We start from the raw sequence: 19,924 nt of genomic DNA on the forward strand, positions 1-19,924 counted from the left end.
CCGGCCCTTCTGCATTGCATCAACGCAGCGACCGCATCAGAACTTCGCGGTGAACTCCACGCCCCAGGTCCGCGGCTCGTTGAGGAAGCCGGTCAGGTTGTTGAAGTCGATCGCACCGACCACGCGGGTCTGGTTGGTCAGGTTGCGGCCGAACACCGCCACGTCGTACTGGCCATAACCCCAGTTGTAGCCCAGGCGCAGGCCGCCTTCCAGCGAACTACGGCCGCGGAATTCCGGCGACTCGTAGATGAAGAAGTTCACCGCGCTGCGGTAGGCCCAGTCGGTGTAGGCGTACAGCTCGCTGCCATCGCTGAGCGGGAAGCCCACGCGCAGGGTCGCGTTGTGGATCCACTTCGGCGCCTGCGGCAGCGGGTTGCCGTTCACCAGCGCGTAGGTCTGGCCGTTGATCACCGTGGTCGGGTCGGTGATGGTGCAGCCGCCGCCACAGATCGCCACCGCCAGGCTCTTGTCCTTGATCTCGGTGTCGTTGTAGCTGCTGCCAAAGGTCAGCAGGACGTTGTCGGCCAGGTAGGCCTCCAGGTCCAGCTCGACGCCCTGGCCGATGGTCTTGTCGGCGTTGAGCAGGGTGGCGGTGTTGTTGGAACCGCCCACGGCGATCAGCTGCTGGCCATCGACGTCGTAGCGGAACACGCTCAGGCCCAGGCGGGCGCGGCGCTCGAACAGGTCGGCCTTGATGCCGGCCTCGTACGAGATGACCTTCTCCGAATCGGCCTGCGACAGACCCGGCGCAAAGGCCAGGCGGCCCTGGATCGACGGCGCGCGGAAGCCCTTGGCCACGCGGGCGTAGGCGTTGATGTCGTCGGTCAGCTTGTAGACGCCGCTCAGGTCCCAGCTGACGTCGTTGACGTCGGTGTTGGCCAGGTACGGGCCACTGACCGGGGTGCCGAACGGAACGGCCTGCAGCACGCTGGCGCTGAAGTCCTTCTTGTCCTGGGTGTAGCGCACGCCGGCACGCAGCTTGAAGCGGTCGGTGACGTCGAAGTCACCCGAGGCGAACACCGCCCAGGCCTTGTTGCGCTGGTTCTGCACCACGTGGCCGGTCTGCGGATTGCCCGGGGCCAGCGAGTCGTAGTTGAAGTTGTTGATGGTCACGTCTTCATCGAAGTAGAAGACGCCGGCCTGCCAGTCGAAGCGGCCCCACTCGTTGGATTCGACGCGGAATTCCTGCGTCCACTGGCGGTGGTGCGGCAGGCCGTCGGCCGACTCCGAGGAGAACGGAATCAGGCCCGGACCGTAGTTGCCGGCACCGAGGAAGGCTGCACCGTAGCCGCCGTCGATGTCGCCACGGTTGAGCGATTCGGCGGTCTCGTAGCCGGTGATCGAATGCAACGTCACCGAGCCGAGGTTCCACTGCAGGCGCGCGCTGCCGCCCCAGGTCTCCAGGTCGGAGAAGTTGACGCCATCGTTGGCCACCTTGTCGCGGTCGAAGTTCTCGACCAGCGAATTGCCACCCTTCTGGATGATGTTGGCACGGAACAGGCGGGCGGTGCCGTTGAGCTTGCGCTTGTGCAGATTGAACAGCGCTTCGAAGTCATCGCCTTCGTACAGGAACTGCACGCGGCCGGCGGCTTCGTCGTAGCCTTCGAAGCCGCTGTTGGGCGCGCCGACACGGGTGTTGTCGACCCAGTCGTCGCGGCGCTGGTAGATCGCCGAGACGCGTGCCGACCAGCGGTCGGTCAGCGGGCCGCCGTAGGCGCCCTGCACGTTCCAGCTGTTGTAGCTGCCGTAGCCCACGCGCACGTAGCCATCGGCATCCTGCGACGGTCGCGCCGAGTCGAACTTGACCACGCCGGCCGGCGTGTTGCGGCCGAACAGGGTGCCCTGCGGGCCACGCAGCACTTCCACGTTGGCCAGGTCGAACAGCGGGAAGCCCTTCAGCAGCGGGCTTTCCTGCACGACGTCGTCGTATACCAGCGACACCGGCTGCGAGGCATTGAGATCGAAATCGGTGTTGCCCAGGCCGCGGATGTAGAAGCGCGGGAAGGCACGGCCGTAGGACGACTCGATGTTGAGGCTGGGCACGCGTGCGGCCAGGAAGCGGATGTCATCGCCGGCCGAACCGAGCACATCCAGCTTCTCGCCCTGGATCGCGCTGACTGCGACCGGTACGTCCTTGGCGTTCTCGACACGGCGCTGCGCGGTTACCTGCAGGGTATCGAGGGCAACCGGATCCTTGGCGGCAGGGGTTTCCTGGGCGGCTGCTACCAACGGCAGCAGGGCGGAAAGAGCGGCAACGAGAGGGCGCGCGACCGGAAGGCGGCCACGGGAAGTGCGGGTCGGGGACATGGCGGTAGGCTGTGTTTGGAGGGGTGGTAAAACGGCGCTACCAGATAATTGTTGCAATACAGCACCTGCCCCGCAAATGCCCGCCGTTCATGGCCCCGTCGCCCTGCCCCCCGGGGCGCTCGCTAGACTCGGGGTTTTCCAGCGCCGCGGAGCCGCCGCAATGACCCAGTGGTACTTCCATCCCTCGGCCCAGGCCGACCGAATCGGACCGCTCGATGACCAGGCCGCGCGCCGCTACGCGCAGGCCAACCCGCGCGCGCTGGCCTGGTGCCAGGGCATGAGCGGATGGACCTCGATTGCCGAAGTGCCCGAACTGCAATCAGCGGCCCCGGGCATGCCCCACACCCCACCCCCGGTCCCCGCCACCGCCAGCGGCCGCGCCGACGACATCGAATTCCGCATCGTCGGCCATGAAATGCAGTTCGTGGAAATCGAGCTTGATCCCGGCGAGAGCGCCATTGCCGAGGCCGGCGCGTTGATGTTCAAGGACGCCACGGTGCAGATGGATACCGTGTTCGGCGCCGCCAATGGCGACCAGGGCGGCGGCTTCATGGGCAAGGTGATGGCTGCCGGCAAGCGCGTGCTGACCGGCGAAAGCCTGTTCGCCACCGTCTACACCCAGAGCGGCCATGGCAAGGGCAGGGTCGCCTTCGCTGCGCCCTACCCTGGGACGGTGCTGGCGATGAAACTGGACCAGCACGGCGGCCGCCTGATCTGCCAGAAGGACAGTTTCCTGGCCGGCGCGCGCGGCGTGCAGATCGGCGTGCAGTTCCAGCGCAAGATCATGACCGGCCTGTTCGGGGGCGAGGGTTTCATCATGCAGAAACTGGAGGGCGACGGCTGGGTGTTCATCCACGCCGGCGGCTGCGTGGTGGAGCGCGAGCTGGCCGCCGGCGAACGCCTGGACGTGGATACCGGCTGCGTGGTGGCCTACCACCCGACCGTGGACATGGACGTGCGCCGTGTTGCGGGCATCAAGAGCATGCTGTTCGGCGGCGAGGGTGTGTTCCTGGCCACGCTGACCGGCCCCGGCAAGGTCTGGCTGCAGTCGCTGCCGTTCTCGCGCCTGGCCGGCCGCATGTGGATGGCCGCACCGCAGGGCGGCGGCCAGAGCCGCGGCGAAGGCTCGGTGCTGGGCGGCCTGGGCCGGATGCTGGATGGTGACAACCGGTTCTGACCGGCTCCGGTCGTGCCGGCCGCTGGCCGGCAGCCTCATGGACTTCGCGCGCATCCCGGTAGTGCCGGCCGCTGGCCGGCAGCCCCATGGACCGTTGCCAGTTTCCCTATGGTTGCCGGCCAGCGGCCGGCACTACCTTTATGAATGGGCGATATTTCCCACCCTGCCCGCCCCGCCGCGGCTTCGGTATGCTGGCGCCCTTTCCTGAATCCGGCGCCGCGCGCGCACTGCCGATGAGCCTGTTCCGCCCCCGCATGCTGCTGTCTGTCGCCCTGATCGGCCTGCTGGCCGGCTGCGGTGGCGATCCGGTCCGCCCCACGCCGCCGCCGGCGCCGACCGTGGTCCCGCAGGCCAAGCCGGTGAAGATCGGCATCGCCCTGGGCGGCGGTGCGGCCAAAGGCTTTGCCCATATCGGCGTGATCAAGATGCTGGAGGCCAACGGCTTCGAGCCGGCCGTGGTCGCCGGCACCAGCGCCGGCAGCGTGGTCGGCGCCCTGTATGCCAGCGGCATGGATGCCTTCCAGATGCAGAGCAGGGCCGTGGCGCTTGATGAAGCCAGCATCCGCGACGTTCGCCTGTTCTCCGGTGGCCTGGTGCAGGGCCAGAAGCTGCAGGACTACGTCAACGAACAGGTTGCCAACCGTCCTGCCGAGCGCCTGAAAAAGCCGTTCGCCGCCGTCGCCACCCAGCTGGAAACCGGCGAGCGCGCGATCTTCGTGCGCGGCAATGTCGGCCAGGCGGTGCGCGCATCGAGCAGCATCCCCGGCGTGTTCGAACCGGTGAAGATCGGCGGCCGCAACTACATCGACGGTGGCGTGGTCAGCCCGGTGCCGGTGGACGCTGCCCGCCAGCTCGGCGCCGACTTCGTGATCGCCGTCGACATCTCCAGCAAGGCCAGCGGCAAGGCGCCGACGGACATGCTGGGCATCGTCAACCAGTCCATCTCGATCATGGGCCAGCGCCTGGGCGAGCAGGAACTGGCGCGCGCCGACATCGTCATCCGGCCGAAGGTGCTGGACATCGGCGCCGCCGATTTCAGCCAGCGTGGCACCGCGATCCTGGAAGGCGAAAAGGCGGCGATGGCGGCCATGCCGCAGATCCGTGCGAAGATCCAGCAGCTGCAGCGCGCACGCGCCGCCGCAGCGGCACCAGCGCCGGTGGCCGCACCGAAGTGCGAGGAAGCCTCGCGCCTGGGCAGGCTGATGGGCCGCAAGGACAAGTGCTGATCCATTGATGCCATGCCGCCGGGCACGCCTGGTGGCTGCTCAGGGCTCCAACTGCGACAACGGCAGCGCCTGGAAGCCCTTCACCGTGCGCAGCACGAAGCTGGAATTGGCATCGGCCACGCCACCGGCATTGAGCAGCCGATCCAGCAGGAAGTGCGAGAAATGCTCCAGGTCGCGCACGTAGACGTGCAGCAGGTAGTCCATGTCGCCGGTCAGCGCATGGCAGGCCACCACTTCATCCCAGCCCTGAACGCTGTCCACGAAGTGGCCGATGGCGGCCTGGTCGTGTTTTTCCAGCTGCACGCGCACGAAGGCCTGCAGGCCCAGGCGCAGTTGCCGTGGCTCCAGGCGCGCACCATAGCCGACGATCACGCCCTCGCTTTCGAGCCGCTGCAGGCGGCGCAGGCAGGCCGAGGGCGACAGATTCACCCGCGCCGCCAGTTCGGCGTTGGTAGCGCGCCCGTCCCGCTGGATTTCAGCCAGCAGGCGTATATCCGTGCGATCGAACTGGACTTCTCCGGCCATTGTTGCCCCGCAACATGGTGAGTACGCAAGGATATTGCGCCAACAACGGCAATCGGCGCAACTTTTGCAACCCTGTTGCGCGCGCCCTGCCCTAGCATCGTGGGTATCCCTTCAAGGAGCGCCCCATGGACCTCGCCCAGCCCCGCCGCGTCGAACACCAGCAGACCGACAAGGGCTACGTGCCGGTGTACACCACCGCGCTCGTCGAGCAACCGTGGGACACCTACACTGCCGACGACCACGCGACCTGGAGCACGCTGTACCAGCGCCAGCGCGAGCTGCTGGTCGGCCGCGCCTGCCAGGAGTTCCTGGATGCGCAGGACGAGATGGGGATGAGTGCGCACATGATTCCGCGCTTCGACCAGCTCAACGAAGTGCTCGGCGCGGCCACCGGCTGGACCCTGGTCGGCGTCGAAGGCTTGTTGCCGGAACTGGATTTCTTCGACCACCTGGCCAACCGCCGTTTCCCGGTGACCTGGTGGATCCGTCGCCCGGACCAGATCGACTACATCGCCGAACCGGACCTGTTCCACGATCTGTTCGGCCACGTGCCGCTGCTGATGAACCCGGTGTTCGCCGATTACATGGAGGCGTACGGCCGCGGCGGCGTCAAAGCGCATGCGATCGGTCCGGATGCGCTGCAGAACCTGACCCGCCTGTACTGGTACACCGTGGAATTCGGCCTGATCGACACGCCCGAGGGCCTGCGCATCTACGGTGCCGGCATCGTGTCGTCGAAGGGCGAGTCGCTGTACTCGCTGGAATCGGCCGCGCCCAACCGCATCGGCTTCGACCTGCAGCGGATCATGCGCACGAAGTACCGCATCGACACCTTCCAGAAGACCTACTTCGTCATCGACAGCTTCGAACAGCTGATGCAGGCGACGTCGCCGGACTTCACCCCGATCTACGCGGCACTGGCCAACCAGGCGCATCTGCCGGCCGGTGACGTGCAGGGCGATGACCGCGTGTTCCAGAAGGGCACGGGCGAAGGCTGGGCCGACGGCGGCGACGTGTGAGACGCGCTGGCCTGCGGGTATCCTGCACGGCATGACCGATGTGTTTGCCGCCCTGCGCGTGACCGGCGTCGCTTTCGACGACGACTTCATCCTGCTGGCCCTGGCCGATGGCCGGCGCACCCGACAGCCGCTGCGCTGGGCACCCGCGCTGTTCGAAGCCGATGCCGGGCAACGCGCGCAGTGGGTCGCCACCGCCGATGGCCTGGGCGTGAACTGGCCGGCACTGCTGCCGGCACGCGAGGCGGGCGTGGTCGATATCCTCAACCAGGTCTGGGAAGACCGCTACGACGCGGCGATGGCGCGGCTGAAGGACGCCGGATGGACGCTGGATGCGCTGTCCGATGAGGACCAGCAACTGGTGGCGCTGTGGCGCATGGAAGCGGACATCAACAACGGCGGCTTCATGCAGTTCCTGTGCAACTGGGGCGACCCGACCTGCCAGCTGGCGCTGCGCGCGCTGCAGGCGATGGGCGCGACGCAGACCCACGCGATCCTGGCCGGCATGCGCGGGCTGCTGGATCGGCTGGAAAACGACCCGGCGATCAAGGAACTGACCGACCTGTACGACGCGATGAGCGAAGACGAACAGCAGGCGCTGGAGGCGTTCGAGGAAGCCTATTTCGAACGCCCGGAAGACCTTGCCCGGCTGGGCCTGCTGCACTTCGGTGCAGAGCGGCTGTAGCAGCCCGTAGAGCCGAGCCCATGCTCGGCTGCGATCAACCGGATGCAAGACAGCCGAGCGCAGGCTCGGCTCTACAGGATCAGCGCGGGTACGCCAGCAGCAGCACCAGGTCCTCGTCACCCACCTGCTGCAGCGCATGGCGGCTGCCCTTGCGGGTCAGCAGCGCGTGCCCGGCGTGCACGTCGTACTGCCTGCCGTCCAGCACGTAGCTGCCCTGCCCACTGACGATGTAGTAGATCTCATCCTTGTGCTGCGGATGCAGGCCGATACCCGCGCCCTTGTGCAGCACGCGCTTGCGCAGCACGAAGGGCAGGTCCGCCGCGCCGGCAAAGAACGGATACGCGGTGGTGGGCCCGCCGCCGCCGTGCGGGCCGGGCTGCATGCGCGCAATCGTGCCTTCGTGCACGACCTGCGAATGTCCCGTCGCACCGGCGCCCTGCCCTGCATCCATCACGTCGCAGTCGATGTCCCGCACCAGCGCCGGCTGCAGCGCGGGTAGCAGCGGAACCGCCTCGCGCAATACCAGGCAGGCCACCGCATGGGCGCCGGCCACGCTGAAATGGGTGCCGTCGGCCTTGTTCTGTTCGGGTACGAACAGGAAGTAGGGTCGCGCGCCCTCCTCACCCAGCGCGCGGATCCAGCGCATGCTGCGATCATTCAGATCAATCAGCGCAATCTGCTCGCGCGCGGCCAGCGCCTTCATCGACTGTGTGTAGCGGCCATGCGTGTCCAGCAGTGAACCGAAGTCGTACAGCAGCCGCGCCACCGGCGTGACCAGCACCGGCGTGGCGCCCTTTCCGCGCGCGACCTGTACGTAGCGCATCAGCAGGCGCGGATAGTCGCTGTCCGGGTCGGTATAACGCGTGCGGTCTTCGAACTTCGCATCGTTGTGGCCGAACTGGATCAGCAGCACGTCGCCTTGGCGCAGCTCGGCGGCGATGGCATCCAGGCGCCCTTCTTCGATGAAACTGCGCGTGCTGCGCCCGCCCTTGGCGTGGTTGTGCACCTCCAAGCGCGCCGGGTCCAGGTAGCTCTGCAGCACCTGGCCCCAGCCGGCCTGCGGCGCGCGCTCGGGGCCGTATGCGGCCGCAGTGGAGTCACCGGCAATGAAGACCCGCACGGGCGCCGCCTGTGCGGTGGTGCACGACAGCAGCAACAGCAGCAACAGCTTGCGCATGGCCAGGCCCTTGTAGAGCCGAGCCGTGCTCGGCTGCTTTGGGAAAAGCGGGCGGACCAAGGTCCGCACCCACCGTTCGTCGCCTTGCCGTCAGCGCGCCAGCCAGCCACCATCGACCGGCAGCACGGCACCGTTGATGTAATCCGACGCGGACGAGGCCAGGAACACGGCCGCACCGGCCAGGTCATCCGGCGTACCCCAGCGGCCGGCCGGGATGCGCTCCAGGATCGCCTTGTTGCGCGCTTCATCGGCGCGCAGCTGGGCGGTATTGTCGGTAGCCATGTAGCCCGGGGCGATGGCATTGATGTTGATGCCCTTGCCCGCCCACTCGTTGGCCAGCAGCCGGGTGATCCCGGCGATGCCGCTCTTGCTGGCGGTGTACGACGGCACGCGGATACCGCCCTGGAAGGACAGCATCGAAGCGATGTTGATGATCTTGCCGTGGCCCTGTTCGATGAAGTGGCGGCCGGCGGCCTGCGAAATGAAGAACGCGGACTTGAGGTTGACGTTCATCACGTCGTCCCAGTCCTGCTCGCTGAAGTCCACCGCATCGGCGCGTCGGATCAGGCCGGCGTTGTTGACCAGGATGTCCAACCCGCCCAGCCCTTCGATGGTCTCGCGGACCACGCGCGCCACCGGCTCGATGCTGATCAGGTTGGCTTCGATGGCCAGGCAGCGGCGGCCCAGCGCGGTGATCTTTTCGATGGTGTCGGTGGGCGGGGCGATGCCGGCCACGGCGACGTCGGCGCCAGCGGCGGCCAGTGCCACGGCGATGCCCTGGCCCAGACCGGTGTTGCCACCGGTTACCAGAGCGACCTTGCCTTCCAGGCTGAAGGGATTAGCCATTGCGTATGCGTTCCTTGATTGGGGCGAGCGGGGTCAGCGCTACGGCCGCCGGCACACGGTGCGCGGCGGCCAGGCGGGCTTACTTGAGCTGGCAGATGTCCAGCACGTGCATGTCGGTGTAGTCCAGGTTCTCGCCACCCATCGCCCAGATGAAGGCGTAGTTGCTGGTACCGGCACCCATGTGGATCGACCACGGCGGCGACACGACCGCTTCGTTGTTCTGGATCACGATGTGGCGCTGCGCGTCCGGTTCGCCCATGAAGTGGTAGACGCGGTCGCTGTCGCCCAGGTCGAAGTAGAAGTAGACCTCGCTGCGACGGTCGTGCAGGTGCGGCGGCATGGTGTTCCACACGCTGCCCGGCTTTAGCACGGTCAGGCCCAGCAGCAGCTGCGAGGACTGGCAGGTGGCCGGCACGATGTACTGGTAGATGGTGCGCTCGTTGCTGGTTTCCAGCGCGCCGCGGTCCAGTGCAACGGCGTCCTTGATGGACAGCTGCCTGGTTTCGAAGCGGGCATGGGCCGGGGTCGAGGCCAGATAGAACTGGGCGGGGTTGGCGGCGTCCTGCGAGGCGAATACGACCTCCTTGCTGCCCATGGCCACGTACAGACCGTCCTTCGGACCCAGCGTGTAGACGGTGCCATCCACGGTGACCGTACCGGTGCCGCTGCCGACGTTGATCACGCCCAGTTCCCGGCGCTCCAGGAATGGGTGGCCTGCGGCCGAAGCGGGTTCGGTCTGGGTCGGCAGCGCAAGCGGTGCGTCCACCGGGGCGGCGCCACCAATCACGAAGCGCTCGTAGTGGGTGTACTTGAGGGTCACCGCACCGGCGTTGAACAGGCCATCGAGCAGGTACAGGTCACGCAGCTGGTCGTTGCTGGCACCGTGGATGGCATCGGGATGGGTGGCGTAATGGGTCTTGCTGTACATGGCGTCTCCAGAGCGGGGGGCGGGCCGACGGGTCGGCCCCGGCGCGGTTCACGGTCGATTCTAGCCAGACAGGAAACCGGTGTCATTTTGCGTCGCACGATGCCGGGATGGCCCGGGCAGGCGCGGTGGATCGGGTGGATGGGGCAGGGGCGTGTTACGACCAGAGGTCATGACCTGCAGGATTGATCCCTGGGGGATCAATCCTCCGGCGGCTGGCAGGAATCGCGGACGATCAGATGCGGCCGCACGCTGGCAATGGGCAGCGCGGCCTGGCCTTCGGGCTGGATCAGCATCGCCGCGGCGGTGCGCCCGGTATCGCGCGTGTGCCGGCGCACCGAGGTCAGCGAGGGCCACAGGCGCGAGGCCAGCGGGCTGTCGTCATAGCCGACGATGGACAGCTGGCGCGGAATGTTGATGCCCGCGCGCAGCGCCACCTTGTAGATACCGGCAGCCATTTCATCGTTGCCGGTGAAGATGGCGGTCGGGCGGCGCTTGCCCAGCAGCAGTTTCTCGGCAGCGGCTACACCGGATTCGAAGGTGTAGCCGGCCTCGATGATGCGGTCCTTCGGCAGCTCGATACCGCGTTGCAACAGTGCGTCGATGAAGCCGGCGGTACGTTCATGGGCCGAACGGTAGGCGCTGGGACCGGTCACCAGGGCAATGTCACGGTGGCCGAGCGAGAGCAGGTAGTCGGCGGCTTCGGCCGCACCATCGCGGTCATGGGTGACCACCATCTGCGAGCTTTCGTCCAGCGGCAGCGCTGCCACGCGGGTAAACCGGCAGCCGATCTCATCCAGCATGTCCGCCAGCGCCTGGTCTTCCGAGGCACGCGGCACCAGGATCACGCCGTGCAGCTTCTGCTGCTGCACGAAGCGACGCACGCCTTCGATGTAGCCGGGGCTGCGGCTATCACAGGGATGCACCACCAGTTCGAAGCTGGATCCACGCAATGCATCCAGCGCGCCGTACTGCATGTCCACGATGTACTGCGCGGTGGGGTTGTCGTAGACCATGCCGATCAGGAAGGAGCGGCGGAACGCCAGCCCGCGGGCCAGTGGATCGGGCGTATAGCCCACTTCACGCATCAGCGCTTCCACCTTGTCGCGCGTGTCCTTGCGCACCAGTGGCGAGTTGTTGATGATTCTTGAAACCGTTTTCTTGGATACACCCGACAGTCGCGCGATGTCGTTGATGGTGGCTACCTTGCCCTTCGCCAATGCCGGCGTAGCGGCATCGTTCTTGTTGCGCACTGACATGTTTTGAACCCGGTAAGTCTGGGGATTCCGGCTCCGCGCTCAGTCCAGCGCGCGGTAGCGGAAGTTGCGGAAGGTTACCGCACCGTCGCCGGCCGCATACAGCGCCGGCTTCAGCGCCAGGAACCTGCCCGCGACATTGTGATGGTATCCGGACACTTCCATCTGAACCGGATACTTCTGCCAAGTGTGCCCGTCGGTGCTGGAGTGGAAGGTGACGATGTGCCGGTTGTTGGTCACCCGCAACCACAGCCGGCCGCCGCGGCCCGGCGCCGGCCTGGCAGGGCGCTCCTCGCCGTAGCGATGCATGATGAACGACTCGCCGTTGCTGCCCACGCCCACGTACAGCCGGTCGCTGTAGAACAGCAGCGCGCCACCCACGGCACCGGGGGCGATCTCCATCTCCACCTCGAACTGGTAGGCCCGGTCGCCGGCGATGGTGGTCAGCGGCGAGGCATCGCGCGGCGTGCTGCCCTTGCCCTGCAGGACCAGGCCGTTGCCACTGAAACCCAGCCGGCGGTACTCGTCCTGCGCCGGGTTGAAGAACGCCCACTGTGGGCCAAGCGTGCTGCCGCGGAAATCATCCGACAGCGCCATGCCATGAGGCGACAGCGCCTGTCCTGCCGGCTTGCGCAGTGGCTGGCCGAGGTCGCCGCCGTTGGCCCGGAACCAGCCGTCAGCGGTCCATTCGATCGGTTCGAGCAGGGCCTGCCGACCCAGCGTCCAGAAGCCGTTCTCGTACCCGTGGTACATCATCCACCAGCGTCCATCGGTCCCTTCGATCACCGTCGCGTGGCCGCGTGACCACCAGGGCTCGGCCGCCGACTGCGTGCGTGTGATCGGGTTGTTGGGCGCGTTCTGCCATGGGCCGTGGATCGAACGCGAGCGCGCCGTGATCACCATGTGCCCGGTCGGCGGACCGGCGGTGCCACCCACTGCCGTGGTCATGTAGTACCAGCCGTCGCGGACGTGGATCTTCGGGCCTTCCTGCGCGTAGGCCTCAACGTCCCAGTCCTGCGGGTAGCGCCAGCCGTCATAGACGTGTTTCGGCGTGCCGACCACGCTCAACCCGTCGTCGGCCAGCTGCACGTAATCACCGCCACTGAGGAACAGGTAGCGCTTGCCGTCTTCACCTACTGCATGGCCGGGATCGATGTAGCCGCCCAAGCCGATGTCGATCGGCGCGCTCCACGGGCCCTTGATGTCATCGGCCCAGACCACGAAGTTGCTGCGGCGCTCGCCGGTGCGGGCCGGGAAGTAGATGAAGTAGCGCCCCCGGTGCTTGACGATGTCCGGCGCCCAGATCGCCCCCACGTTGCGGGTGATCGCATGGCCCAGCGGCTGCCAGTTCACCAGGTCGCGCGAGTGCCAGATCGGCAGGCCGGGATAGGCGTCGAACGACGACAGCGTGAGGTAGTAATCGTCTCCGTCCTTGAGCACCGAGGGATCCGGATGGTCGCCGGCCAGCACCGGATTGAGGAACGTGCCATCGCCACGGTCCGCCTGGCGCTGGTGTTCCAGCCCCCGCGCCCACTGCGCCGGGGCGCGCGCGGTCTCCGCCGCGGGTGCAGGCCGTGCCGGCAGCAACAGCACGAGCAGAGTGGCGGTGGCGGCGATACGCAGTGCACGCATGGCAGTCTCCTTGTGGCTCAGCCGCGCAGCGCGGCGGGCAGCCACAGCGACAGTGAGGGGAAGAAGGCCACGACCAGCAGCACGGCGAGCGCGGCGAACCAGAACGGCCAGATGGTGCGCATGCTCTGGCCCACGCTGATCTTGCCGATGGCCGTGCCGATGAACAGCACCGAGCCTACCGGGGGCGTGACCAGACCCAGGCCACCGGTGAGCACCAGCACCAGGCCGAAGTGGATCGGATCGATGCCGTAGGCGCGCGCCACCGGCAGGAAGATCGGCGTGCAGATCAGGATCATCGGCGCCAGGTCCATGAAGGTGCCCAGCAACAGCAGCATCACCACGATCATCAGCAGCACCATGAACTGGCTGTGCGCGAACGACTGCAGGAACTCGACGGCGGCCGCGGGCACCTGCAGGTAGGCCAGCAGCCAGCCAAACACGGCAGCGGTAGCGATCACGAACAGGATCACGCCCGTGCTGCGCGCAGCGTGGATGACGGTGTCGAAGAACTCGCGCCAGCGCAGTTGCCGGTACAGCACGGTGGTCACCAGCAAGGCGTAGACCACGGCGATGGCTGCGCTTTCCACCGCGGTGAAGATGCCGGCACGGATGCCGATGAAGATCAGCGCGACCAGGCCCAGGCCGGGCAGGGCGGAGACGATGCGCAGGGCCACGGCGCGCCAGCCGGGAAAGACCTCCACGCCATAGCCGCGGCGGCGCGCCACCGCATAGCCGGTGACCATCAGCGCCAGCGTCATCAGCAGCGCGGGGACAATGCCGGCGGCGAACAGGTCGGCGATGGACAGGCCCCCGCCAGCAGCGGCCGAGAACAGGATCAGGTTGTGCGACGGCGGCACCAGCAGCGCCACCAGCGCGGCGGTGATGCTGACGTTCACCGCGAAGTCGCGGTCATAGCCGCGCTTGACCATCTGCGGGATCATCGTGCCGCCCACCGCCGAGACATCGGCGATGGCCGAGCCGGACACGCCGCCGAAGAACAGCGAGGACAGGATCGAGACCTGGCCGAGGCCACCGCGCAAACGGCCAACCAGCGACGAGGCCAGGGCGATCAGGCGCTCCGAGATGCCGCCGCGCATCATGATCTCGCCCGCGAAGATGAACAACGGAATGGCGATCAGCGAGGCCGAGCCGGTACCGGCCGAGATCTGCTGCACCAGCACGATGCTGGGAATATCCAGGTAGAGCAGGGTGGCCAGCGCGGCTGCGGCCAGCGCGTAAGCCACCGGCACGCCGAGCAGCAGCAACACGGCAAACACGGAGAACAGGATGGTGATACCCATGGATCAACGATCTCCTTCAGCGTCTTCGGCGCCGGTGGCGCGGGCCTGCAGCGCGTTCCACGCACGGTTCAGCGCGAACAGCAGCATCAGCCCGCCGCCCACCGCCAGTGGCAGGTAGTTGATGCTCTGCGGCAGATCGGCGCCGGCGGTCTTGATGTCCAGGCCGTCGAGCAGCAGATCACCCGACCAGAAGGCGATGAAGCCTCCCAGCACCGCCACAACCAGCTGCACCAGCACGTCCACCGCACGGCGCAGGCCGGGGCCCATGCAGGCGTGCAGCAGGAAGAAGCCGAAGTGGCGGTTGGTGTGCACACCGCAGGCGGCACCCAGGCTCATCGCCGTGGCCAGCAGCAGCAGCGTGACCGGCTCGGTCCAGCTGGGCGAATCGTTGATCACGTAGCGCGCGAACACCTGCCAGCCCTGCACCACCACCAGCCCCAGCAGGGCAGCAACGGCGCCGTAGATGGCGATGTCGGCGATGCGGTCCAGCAGGCGCTGGCCAGGCCCGGTGGCGGGCGTCGTCGTCTCGGTCATGGCAGTGTCCTCAGGCGGCGCGGATGCGGTCGACCAGCGCGGCGATCTCCGGCTGCTGCAGGTACTGCTGCAGCAGCGGCTGGGCGGCGGTGCGGAAGGCGGGCATGTCCACCTCGTTGGCTTTCACCCCATAGGCCAGCACAGCGCGGCGTGCGGCGTCCTCCGACGCATCCCACTGCTCGCGCATCACCTTCACCGATGCGCGCGCGGTCTGCAGCAGCAGCTGGCGGTCGTCAGGCGACAGGCGTTCGAAGCTGGCACGCGACATCAGCAACACGTCCGGCGCGTACGAATGGTCGCTCTGCGACCAGTAGTGCGCCGCTTCGAAATGGCGGCTGGAATGGAAGCTGCGCATGTTGTTCTCGGCGCCGTCGATCATGTGGGTTTCCATGCCGGAGAACGTGTCGCCCAGCGACATCGGCGTCGGGTTGGCGCCGAGCAGGCGCATCAGCTGGATGAAGATGTCCGATGAGGCGACGCGCAGCTTCAGGCCGTGCAGGTCCTTGGGCGAAACGATGGGGTGCTTGGTGTTGTAGAAGCAGCGTGCACCGGAATCGTAGATCGCCAGGCCGACCAGGCCGCGGCCCTGGAAGCCGCGCAGCACGGCTTCGGCCACGCCATCATCCAACGCGGCACGCTGGTGCGCCACCGACGTGAACACGTAGGGCAGGCACAACGCCTGGGTCAGCGGAAAGGCATTGTTCAGCGCACCCGCATAGACGCGGGTGATATCGATGGCACCGAAGCGCGCCATGTCGATCGCCTCGGATTCGCGGCCCAGCTGGCCGGAGTGGTACTGGCGCAGGCGCAGGCGGCCGTTGGTTTCGCGCTGCAGCGTTTCGCCGATCCACTTCACCGCGGTGACGGTAGGGTAGTCGGCCACGTGCACGTCGGTGGCGGTCAACAGCGCGCCACCGGCCAGATCGCTGCCCGGCCCGCGGCCACAGGCGGCGAGCATCGGGGTGGCCAGGGCAGCAGCGCCACCGGCCAGGAAGTTACGTCGTGTGATCATCTGCGCCCTCCCGCGCGTGTTCACCAGGGCAGCCCCGCGGTCATCCCGCGGGCACGGCCCGGCAGGCAATGTCACCGAAGCCGGCAAAGCGCACCAGCGCCGTTTGTCCTGCCTCGATATCGTGGATGCCGGTGGCATTGCCGGTGGCGATCAGGTCGCCCTTGCGCAGCGGCCGGCCACGCAGGGCCGAACGGGACAGCGCAAAGGCATAGGCCGCCCGCAGGCCACCGGGCAGGCGGGTGGCGCCACCGGTGCCGACCACCTCACCTTCGATCAGTGTCTCGGCACGCAGCGAGTTTTCGTCGCGTGCGGTCCAGTCGACGATCTCCGGGCCCAGCACCAGGCCGTTGTTGTTGCCAAAGTCGGCCACCACCACGCGCGGACCGAGTTCGTTGATGGTGGCGAGCGGACTGCTGGCCACTTCCACGCCGATGTAGAGGCGCGCAGGCAGCGCTTCGGCCTGTTCCGGGGACCAGTGCAGCTGTCCGGCCGGCGCGTCCTCCAACAGCTCCAGCACGTACTCTGCTTCGACTGCGCCGAAGCCCCCACCGAAGACCGGGATGTCGCTTGTTCCACCGGTATCATTCCAGAGCTGACGTTTGAAGATCGGCCCCAGCAGGCGCTCATCGCCGGAGCCGTCGCGACGCTCGGCAGCGATGTAACCCACCTTCCAGCCGACCACCGTATCGCTCCACAGACCGATGGCCTGGTCCTGCACGTGGTAGGCAGCCACCAGATCGACGGGGATCTCTCCGGGGAACGCGGGCAGGGCCTTGCCTGCGCGGCGTGCATCGGTGAAGGCGCGGGCGATGGCGGCTGCACCGTCCGGCGCCGGCTTCTGCCCCTGTGTGCCGTGTTCGTTGCTCAAGAACGGTCTCCCTCTGCGTTGTTGCACTGCCCATCGACAGCGTCTGCAGGAGGTGTATATGGTAAACCGGTGTCATCGCGCAAGCCGCAGCGCATCACACCCGCTTCCGGGGCGCTTGCGGCACGCTGCCCACCCTTCGCTGGAGCCCGGTCCACCATGCGTCTGCCCCCTCTTGTGCTGTTCCTGTGCGTTCTGTTGACGCTTGCCCCGGCACGTGCCGCCGACGTCCCGCTGCGCGACGGCCAGCGGCTTGCCGGGGAGGTGGCGGGCGAACGCCTGCCGCTGTGGCCGGACGGCCAGGTACCTGGCCAGAGCGCTCCGGCACGGAAGGCGCGGGTGGTTGAGCGCAGCTCTGATCCGGCCCATCCGGACCGGTTCGTGGACGGGATCGATGCGCCATACATGATCGTGCACGCGCCGCCACGTCCGAACGGGCAGGCGGTGCTGGTCATTCCGGGCGGCGGCTACCAGCGGGTGGTAATCGACAAGGAGGGCAGCGCGCTGGTGCCGGGCTGGGTGCAGCGGGCAGGCTTCACCCTGTTCGTGCTTCGCTACCGCCTGCCGCAGCCGGGCAGGGACCGCCAGGCGGCGCTGGCCGATGCCCAGCGTGCGCTGCGGGTCGTGCGCGACCAGGCCGCACGCCGCGGCCTGGAGGCTGACAATGTGGCGGTCATGGGCTTTTCCGCCGGCGGCCACGTGGCTGCGCGGCTGGCCACCGGCTTCGATGCTCCGGTCTATCCCGCACGCGATGCGATCGATCAGCTGAGCGCGCGCCCGGCACGGGCGGTGCTGGTCTACCCGGTCATCGACATGGGCGCGCATGCGCACAGCGGTTCGCGCGGGCGATTGCTGGGCGAGCACCCTGACCCCGCATTGGCGGCCCAGTACTCGGTGCAGGAGCACGTGCGCGCGGACATGCCACCGACCATGCTGATCCATGCCAACGACGATCGCGTGGTCAGCGTGCACAACAGCGAGGTGATGGCGCAGGCGCTGGCCAGGGCAGGTGTCGAGCACGAACTGCATGTGTTCGCCCATGGTGGCCACGGCTTCGGCATGCGCCTGCAGCCCGGCTCCACCCTGGCGCAGTGGCCAGCGCTGGCACAGGCATGGCTGACAGCAGGAAAGGGTGCGGAGGGCAGCCGATGACGGGAGCACCCGACGATCTGCAGCGCCGCCGTTTCCTGCGCGACAGCGCGCGCTGGGCGTTGGCCACGGCCACGCTGGTGGCACTGCCGGCAGCGGCGTTGCCCGGTGCACGCGACGAACGCCTGCCGATCGTCCGCGTGCGCGGGGGGCGCGTGCGCGGCCAGCATGAACAAGGCGTGCTGGTATTCCGCGGCGTGCGCTACGGCGCCGATACCGGCACCCATCGCTTCCAGCCACCACGCCGGGAAGCGGCATGGAACGGGATCGCCGACGCACTGGACTATGGCGCGGCCGCACCGCAGGGCGGCGCGGAAGGCCCCGGCAGCGAAGACTGCCTGTTCCTCAACGTCTGGACCCCCGCACTGGGGGATGGCGGCCGCCGCCCGGTGCTGGTCTACATACACGGGGGTGGATTCAACAACGGCTCCGGCAGCGATCCGCTGTACGACGGCAGTGCGCTGTGCCGCCGCGGCGATGTGGTGGTAGTGACCCTCAATCATCGGCTGAACACCTTCGGTTACCTGTACCTGGGCGCACTTGGCGACGCACGCTACGCCGCGTCGGGGAATGTCGGCCAGCTCGACCTGGTACAGGCGCTGCAGTGGGTACGCGAACACGCGGCGATCTTCGGCGGTGACGCTGGAAACATCACCGTGTTCGGCCAGTCCGGGGGCGGCGCCAAGATCGCCACGCTGATGGCGATGCCTGCGGCACGCGGCCTGTTCCAGCGCGCGTGGACAATGAGCGGGCAGCAGGTCACCGCGGCCGGCCCGCGTGCCGCCGCACAGCGCGCCGCCATTGCAATGGAGGCAGTGGGTGCAAAGGACCTGTCTGCCCTGCTGCGGCTCCCGGCCGCCGATCTGCTTGCAGCCACCCGTGCCCGCGATCCATCGCGGGTGGAAAGCACATCGCTGTACTTCGGGCCGGTACTGGACGAAGTCTCCCTTCCGGTGCATCCGTTCTGGCCGCAGGCACCGCGGCAGTCGGCCAGCATTCCGATGGTGATCGGCAATACGCGCGACGAGACCCGCGCCTTCCTCGGCAACGATCCGGCCAACTTCACCTTGACCTGGGAGACGCTGCCGGCACAGCTGCAACGCCAGCAGTTCGTGGATCTGCTGCCGCAGACGGTGATCGCCGAGTATCGGCGCCTGTACCCGCATTACACGCCTTCGGAGGTGTTCTTCGCAGCCACTACCGCAGGCCGTTCCTGGCGCGGCGCAGTGGAGGAACTGGAAGCGCGTGCGCGCCAGCCCAGTGGGGCCGCGCCCACCTGGGCCTACCAGCTGGACTGGGGCTCACCGGTGGAGCAAGGCCGGCTGCGCGCCTTCCACACGCTGGACATCCCACTGGTGTTCGACAACGCCGGCCTGCCCGGCGCACGCACCGGTGGCGGCGCGGATGCGCATACGCTGGCGGCGGCAATGAGCGACGCACTGATCGCCTTCGCGCGCAACGGCGACCCCAATCATCGCGGAATGCCGCAATGGCCACCCTACGCGCTGCCCCGGCGGCAGACCATGCTGTTCGATCGCCAGAGCGGCGTGGTGGACGATCCTCGTGCCGGCGAACGTGCGCTGTACGCGAAAGTACCGTTCGTGCAGCGCGGTACGCAGTGATGACACCGCGGTGCAAACATTCTGTTAACCCCTCTCGGCTAGAGTCGGGACATGGGAACGATGTCCTTGCCACCGTCATTCACCGGCCGGGAACGGCTGTTCGCTGCGATCGATGCCGCGGTGATGCTGGGTACGCCGGAGGCCATCACCGGTGCGCTGCAGCGGGTGCTGCGCGAGGCCATCGTCGATCCGTCCATCCAGCTGCCCCCCTGCGTGCGGCGCCCGGTCGAAGGGCATTACGCACGCCGTGAACTGCACCGCAGCCCGACCCTGGGCTACAGCGTCATCGCCATGTGCTGGGGCCCAGGCCAGGGCACGCCCCTGCATGACCACGATGCCATGTGGTGCGTGGAAGGTGTCTGGCAGGGCGAACTGATCGTCACTCCCTATGCGCTGATTGAACAGGATGGCGAACGTCATCGCTTTGCCGCCCAGCCCACGCTGTACGGCCACCGTGGTAGCGCCGGCAGCCTGATTCCGCCGCACGAGTACCACACGCTGTGCAACGCCAGCGACGCAGACGTGGCCGTGTCGCTGCACGTCTACGAGGGCGTGATGGAACGCAGCGCGGTGTTCGAGCCGTTGGATGATGGCTGGTACCAGCGCCGGATGAAGCGGCTGGAGACCGAGGCGTCCTGACCCGCGCCGGATCAAGCCGGGCGTAATGCA

At 67.6% G+C, this 19,924-nt stretch carries 18 protein-coding genes; 7 read left to right on the forward strand and 11 right to left on the reverse strand.

Annotated features, from left to right (window positions below; genetic code table 11):
- Positions 1-36: 36 nt before the first annotated feature.
- Complete coding sequence (locus KXV01_RS13950; RefSeq protein WP_099494537.1) at positions 37-2,307, reverse strand: TonB-dependent receptor; 2,271 nt, start codon at positions 2,305-2,307, stop codon at positions 37-39.
- Positions 2,308-2,467: 160 nt separating this feature from the next.
- On the opposite strand from KXV01_RS13950, the gene KXV01_RS13955 reads away from it, so the two are divergent.
- Both KXV01_RS13955 and KXV01_RS13960 read left to right on the forward strand, forming a co-directional pair.
- Complete coding sequence (locus tag KXV01_RS13955; protein ID WP_263467874.1) at positions 2,468-3,484, forward strand: TIGR00266 family protein; 1,017 nt, start codon at positions 2,468-2,470, stop codon at positions 3,482-3,484.
- A 233-nt stretch (positions 3,485-3,717) separates the two neighbouring features.
- Entirely contained in the window at positions 3,718-4,710 is a 993-nt protein-coding gene (locus tag KXV01_RS13960) for a patatin-like phospholipase family protein (RefSeq protein WP_049416200.1), read from the forward strand.
- A 39-nt stretch (positions 4,711-4,749) separates the two neighbouring features.
- On the opposite strand, the gene KXV01_RS13965 is transcribed toward KXV01_RS13960, so the two are convergent.
- A complete protein-coding gene (locus tag KXV01_RS13965; RefSeq protein ID WP_014035441.1) occupies positions 4,750-5,235 on the reverse strand; it encodes an Lrp/AsnC family transcriptional regulator in 486 nt (161 codons plus the stop codon).
- A gap of 125 nt (positions 5,236-5,360) precedes the next feature.
- Between KXV01_RS13965 and phhA the strand changes: the two genes are divergently transcribed.
- On the forward strand, positions 5,361-6,254 hold the full coding sequence (gene phhA, locus KXV01_RS13970; RefSeq protein ID WP_111097227.1) for a phenylalanine 4-monooxygenase: 894 nt from the start codon (positions 5,361-5,363) through the stop codon (positions 6,252-6,254).
- Positions 6,255-6,285: 31 nt separating this feature from the next.
- The gene (locus KXV01_RS13975) at positions 6,286-6,936 is read left to right on the forward strand and encodes a DUF4375 domain-containing protein (RefSeq protein WP_111097226.1); all 651 of its coding nucleotides are present in this window, start codon (positions 6,286-6,288) and stop codon (positions 6,934-6,936) included.
- A 79-nt stretch (positions 6,937-7,015) separates the two neighbouring features.
- Here the strand turns inward: KXV01_RS13975 and KXV01_RS13980 are convergent, their stop codons facing one another.
- The 9 genes from KXV01_RS13980 to KXV01_RS14020 form a co-directional block, all read right to left on the reverse strand.
- A complete protein-coding gene (locus KXV01_RS13980; RefSeq protein ID WP_111097225.1) occupies positions 7,016-8,113 on the reverse strand; it encodes a GDSL-type esterase/lipase family protein in 1,098 nt (365 codons plus the stop codon).
- A 90-nt stretch (positions 8,114-8,203) separates the two neighbouring features.
- Positions 8,204-8,959 (reverse strand): 2-dehydro-3-deoxy-D-gluconate 5-dehydrogenase KduD, encoded by a 756-nt coding sequence (kduD, locus tag KXV01_RS13985; protein ID WP_005421125.1) that lies wholly within the window; start codon positions 8,957-8,959, stop codon positions 8,204-8,206.
- Between the two features lie 79 nt (positions 8,960-9,038).
- A complete protein-coding gene (gene kduI, locus KXV01_RS13990; protein WP_049416190.1) occupies positions 9,039-9,887 on the reverse strand; it encodes a 5-dehydro-4-deoxy-D-glucuronate isomerase in 849 nt (282 codons plus the stop codon).
- 197 nt (positions 9,888-10,084) lie between these two features.
- Positions 10,085-11,143: a LacI family DNA-binding transcriptional regulator gene (locus KXV01_RS13995; protein WP_005421130.1), complete on the reverse strand. Its 1,059-nt coding sequence runs from the start codon at positions 11,141-11,143 to the stop codon at positions 10,085-10,087.
- Positions 11,144-11,182: 39 nt separating this feature from the next.
- Complete coding sequence (locus KXV01_RS14000) at positions 11,183-12,727, reverse strand: family 43 glycosylhydrolase (protein WP_309250489.1); 1,545 nt, start codon at positions 12,725-12,727, stop codon at positions 11,183-11,185.
- 62 nt (positions 12,728-12,789) lie between these two features.
- Positions 12,790-14,073: a TRAP transporter large permease gene (locus KXV01_RS14005; protein ID WP_005421133.1), complete on the reverse strand. Its 1,284-nt coding sequence runs from the start codon at positions 14,071-14,073 to the stop codon at positions 12,790-12,792.
- A gap of 3 nt (positions 14,074-14,076) precedes the next feature.
- A complete protein-coding gene (locus KXV01_RS14010) occupies positions 14,077-14,607 on the reverse strand; it encodes a TRAP transporter small permease (protein ID WP_005421135.1) in 531 nt (176 codons plus the stop codon).
- A gap of 10 nt (positions 14,608-14,617) precedes the next feature.
- A complete protein-coding gene (locus tag KXV01_RS14015; protein ID WP_049413376.1) occupies positions 14,618-15,619 on the reverse strand; it encodes a TRAP transporter substrate-binding protein in 1,002 nt (333 codons plus the stop codon).
- 40 nt (positions 15,620-15,659) lie between these two features.
- Positions 15,660-16,487, reverse strand: coding sequence for a 2-keto-4-pentenoate hydratase (locus tag KXV01_RS14020; protein WP_111097223.1), 828 nt, complete (start codon positions 16,485-16,487; stop codon positions 15,660-15,662).
- Positions 16,488-16,661: 174 nt separating this feature from the next.
- Here KXV01_RS14020 and KXV01_RS14025 point away from each other — a divergent pair, with 174 nt between their 5' ends.
- Genes KXV01_RS14025 through KXV01_RS14035 form a run of 3 tightly spaced genes read left to right on the forward strand, consistent with a single transcriptional unit; the run spans position 16,662 to position 19,894 of the window.
- Entirely contained in the window at positions 16,662-17,636 is a 975-nt protein-coding gene (locus tag KXV01_RS14025; protein WP_099495975.1) for an alpha/beta hydrolase, read from the forward strand.
- Positions 17,633-19,255, forward strand: coding sequence for a carboxylesterase family protein (locus KXV01_RS14030; RefSeq protein ID WP_111097222.1), 1,623 nt, complete (start codon positions 17,633-17,635; stop codon positions 19,253-19,255). The genes KXV01_RS14025 and KXV01_RS14030 overlap by 4 nt, the downstream gene beginning before the upstream one ends.
- Before the next feature lie 51 nt (positions 19,256-19,306).
- The gene (locus tag KXV01_RS14035; RefSeq protein WP_005421147.1) at positions 19,307-19,894 is read left to right on the forward strand and encodes a cysteine dioxygenase family protein; all 588 of its coding nucleotides are present in this window, start codon (positions 19,307-19,309) and stop codon (positions 19,892-19,894) included.
- The last annotated feature ends 30 nt before the right edge of the window (positions 19,895-19,924 follow it).

It is taken from the genome of Stenotrophomonas sp. Ps181 (assembly GCF_025697425.1).
Classification (GTDB): Bacteria; Pseudomonadota; Gammaproteobacteria; order Xanthomonadales; family Xanthomonadaceae; genus Stenotrophomonas; species Stenotrophomonas sepilia.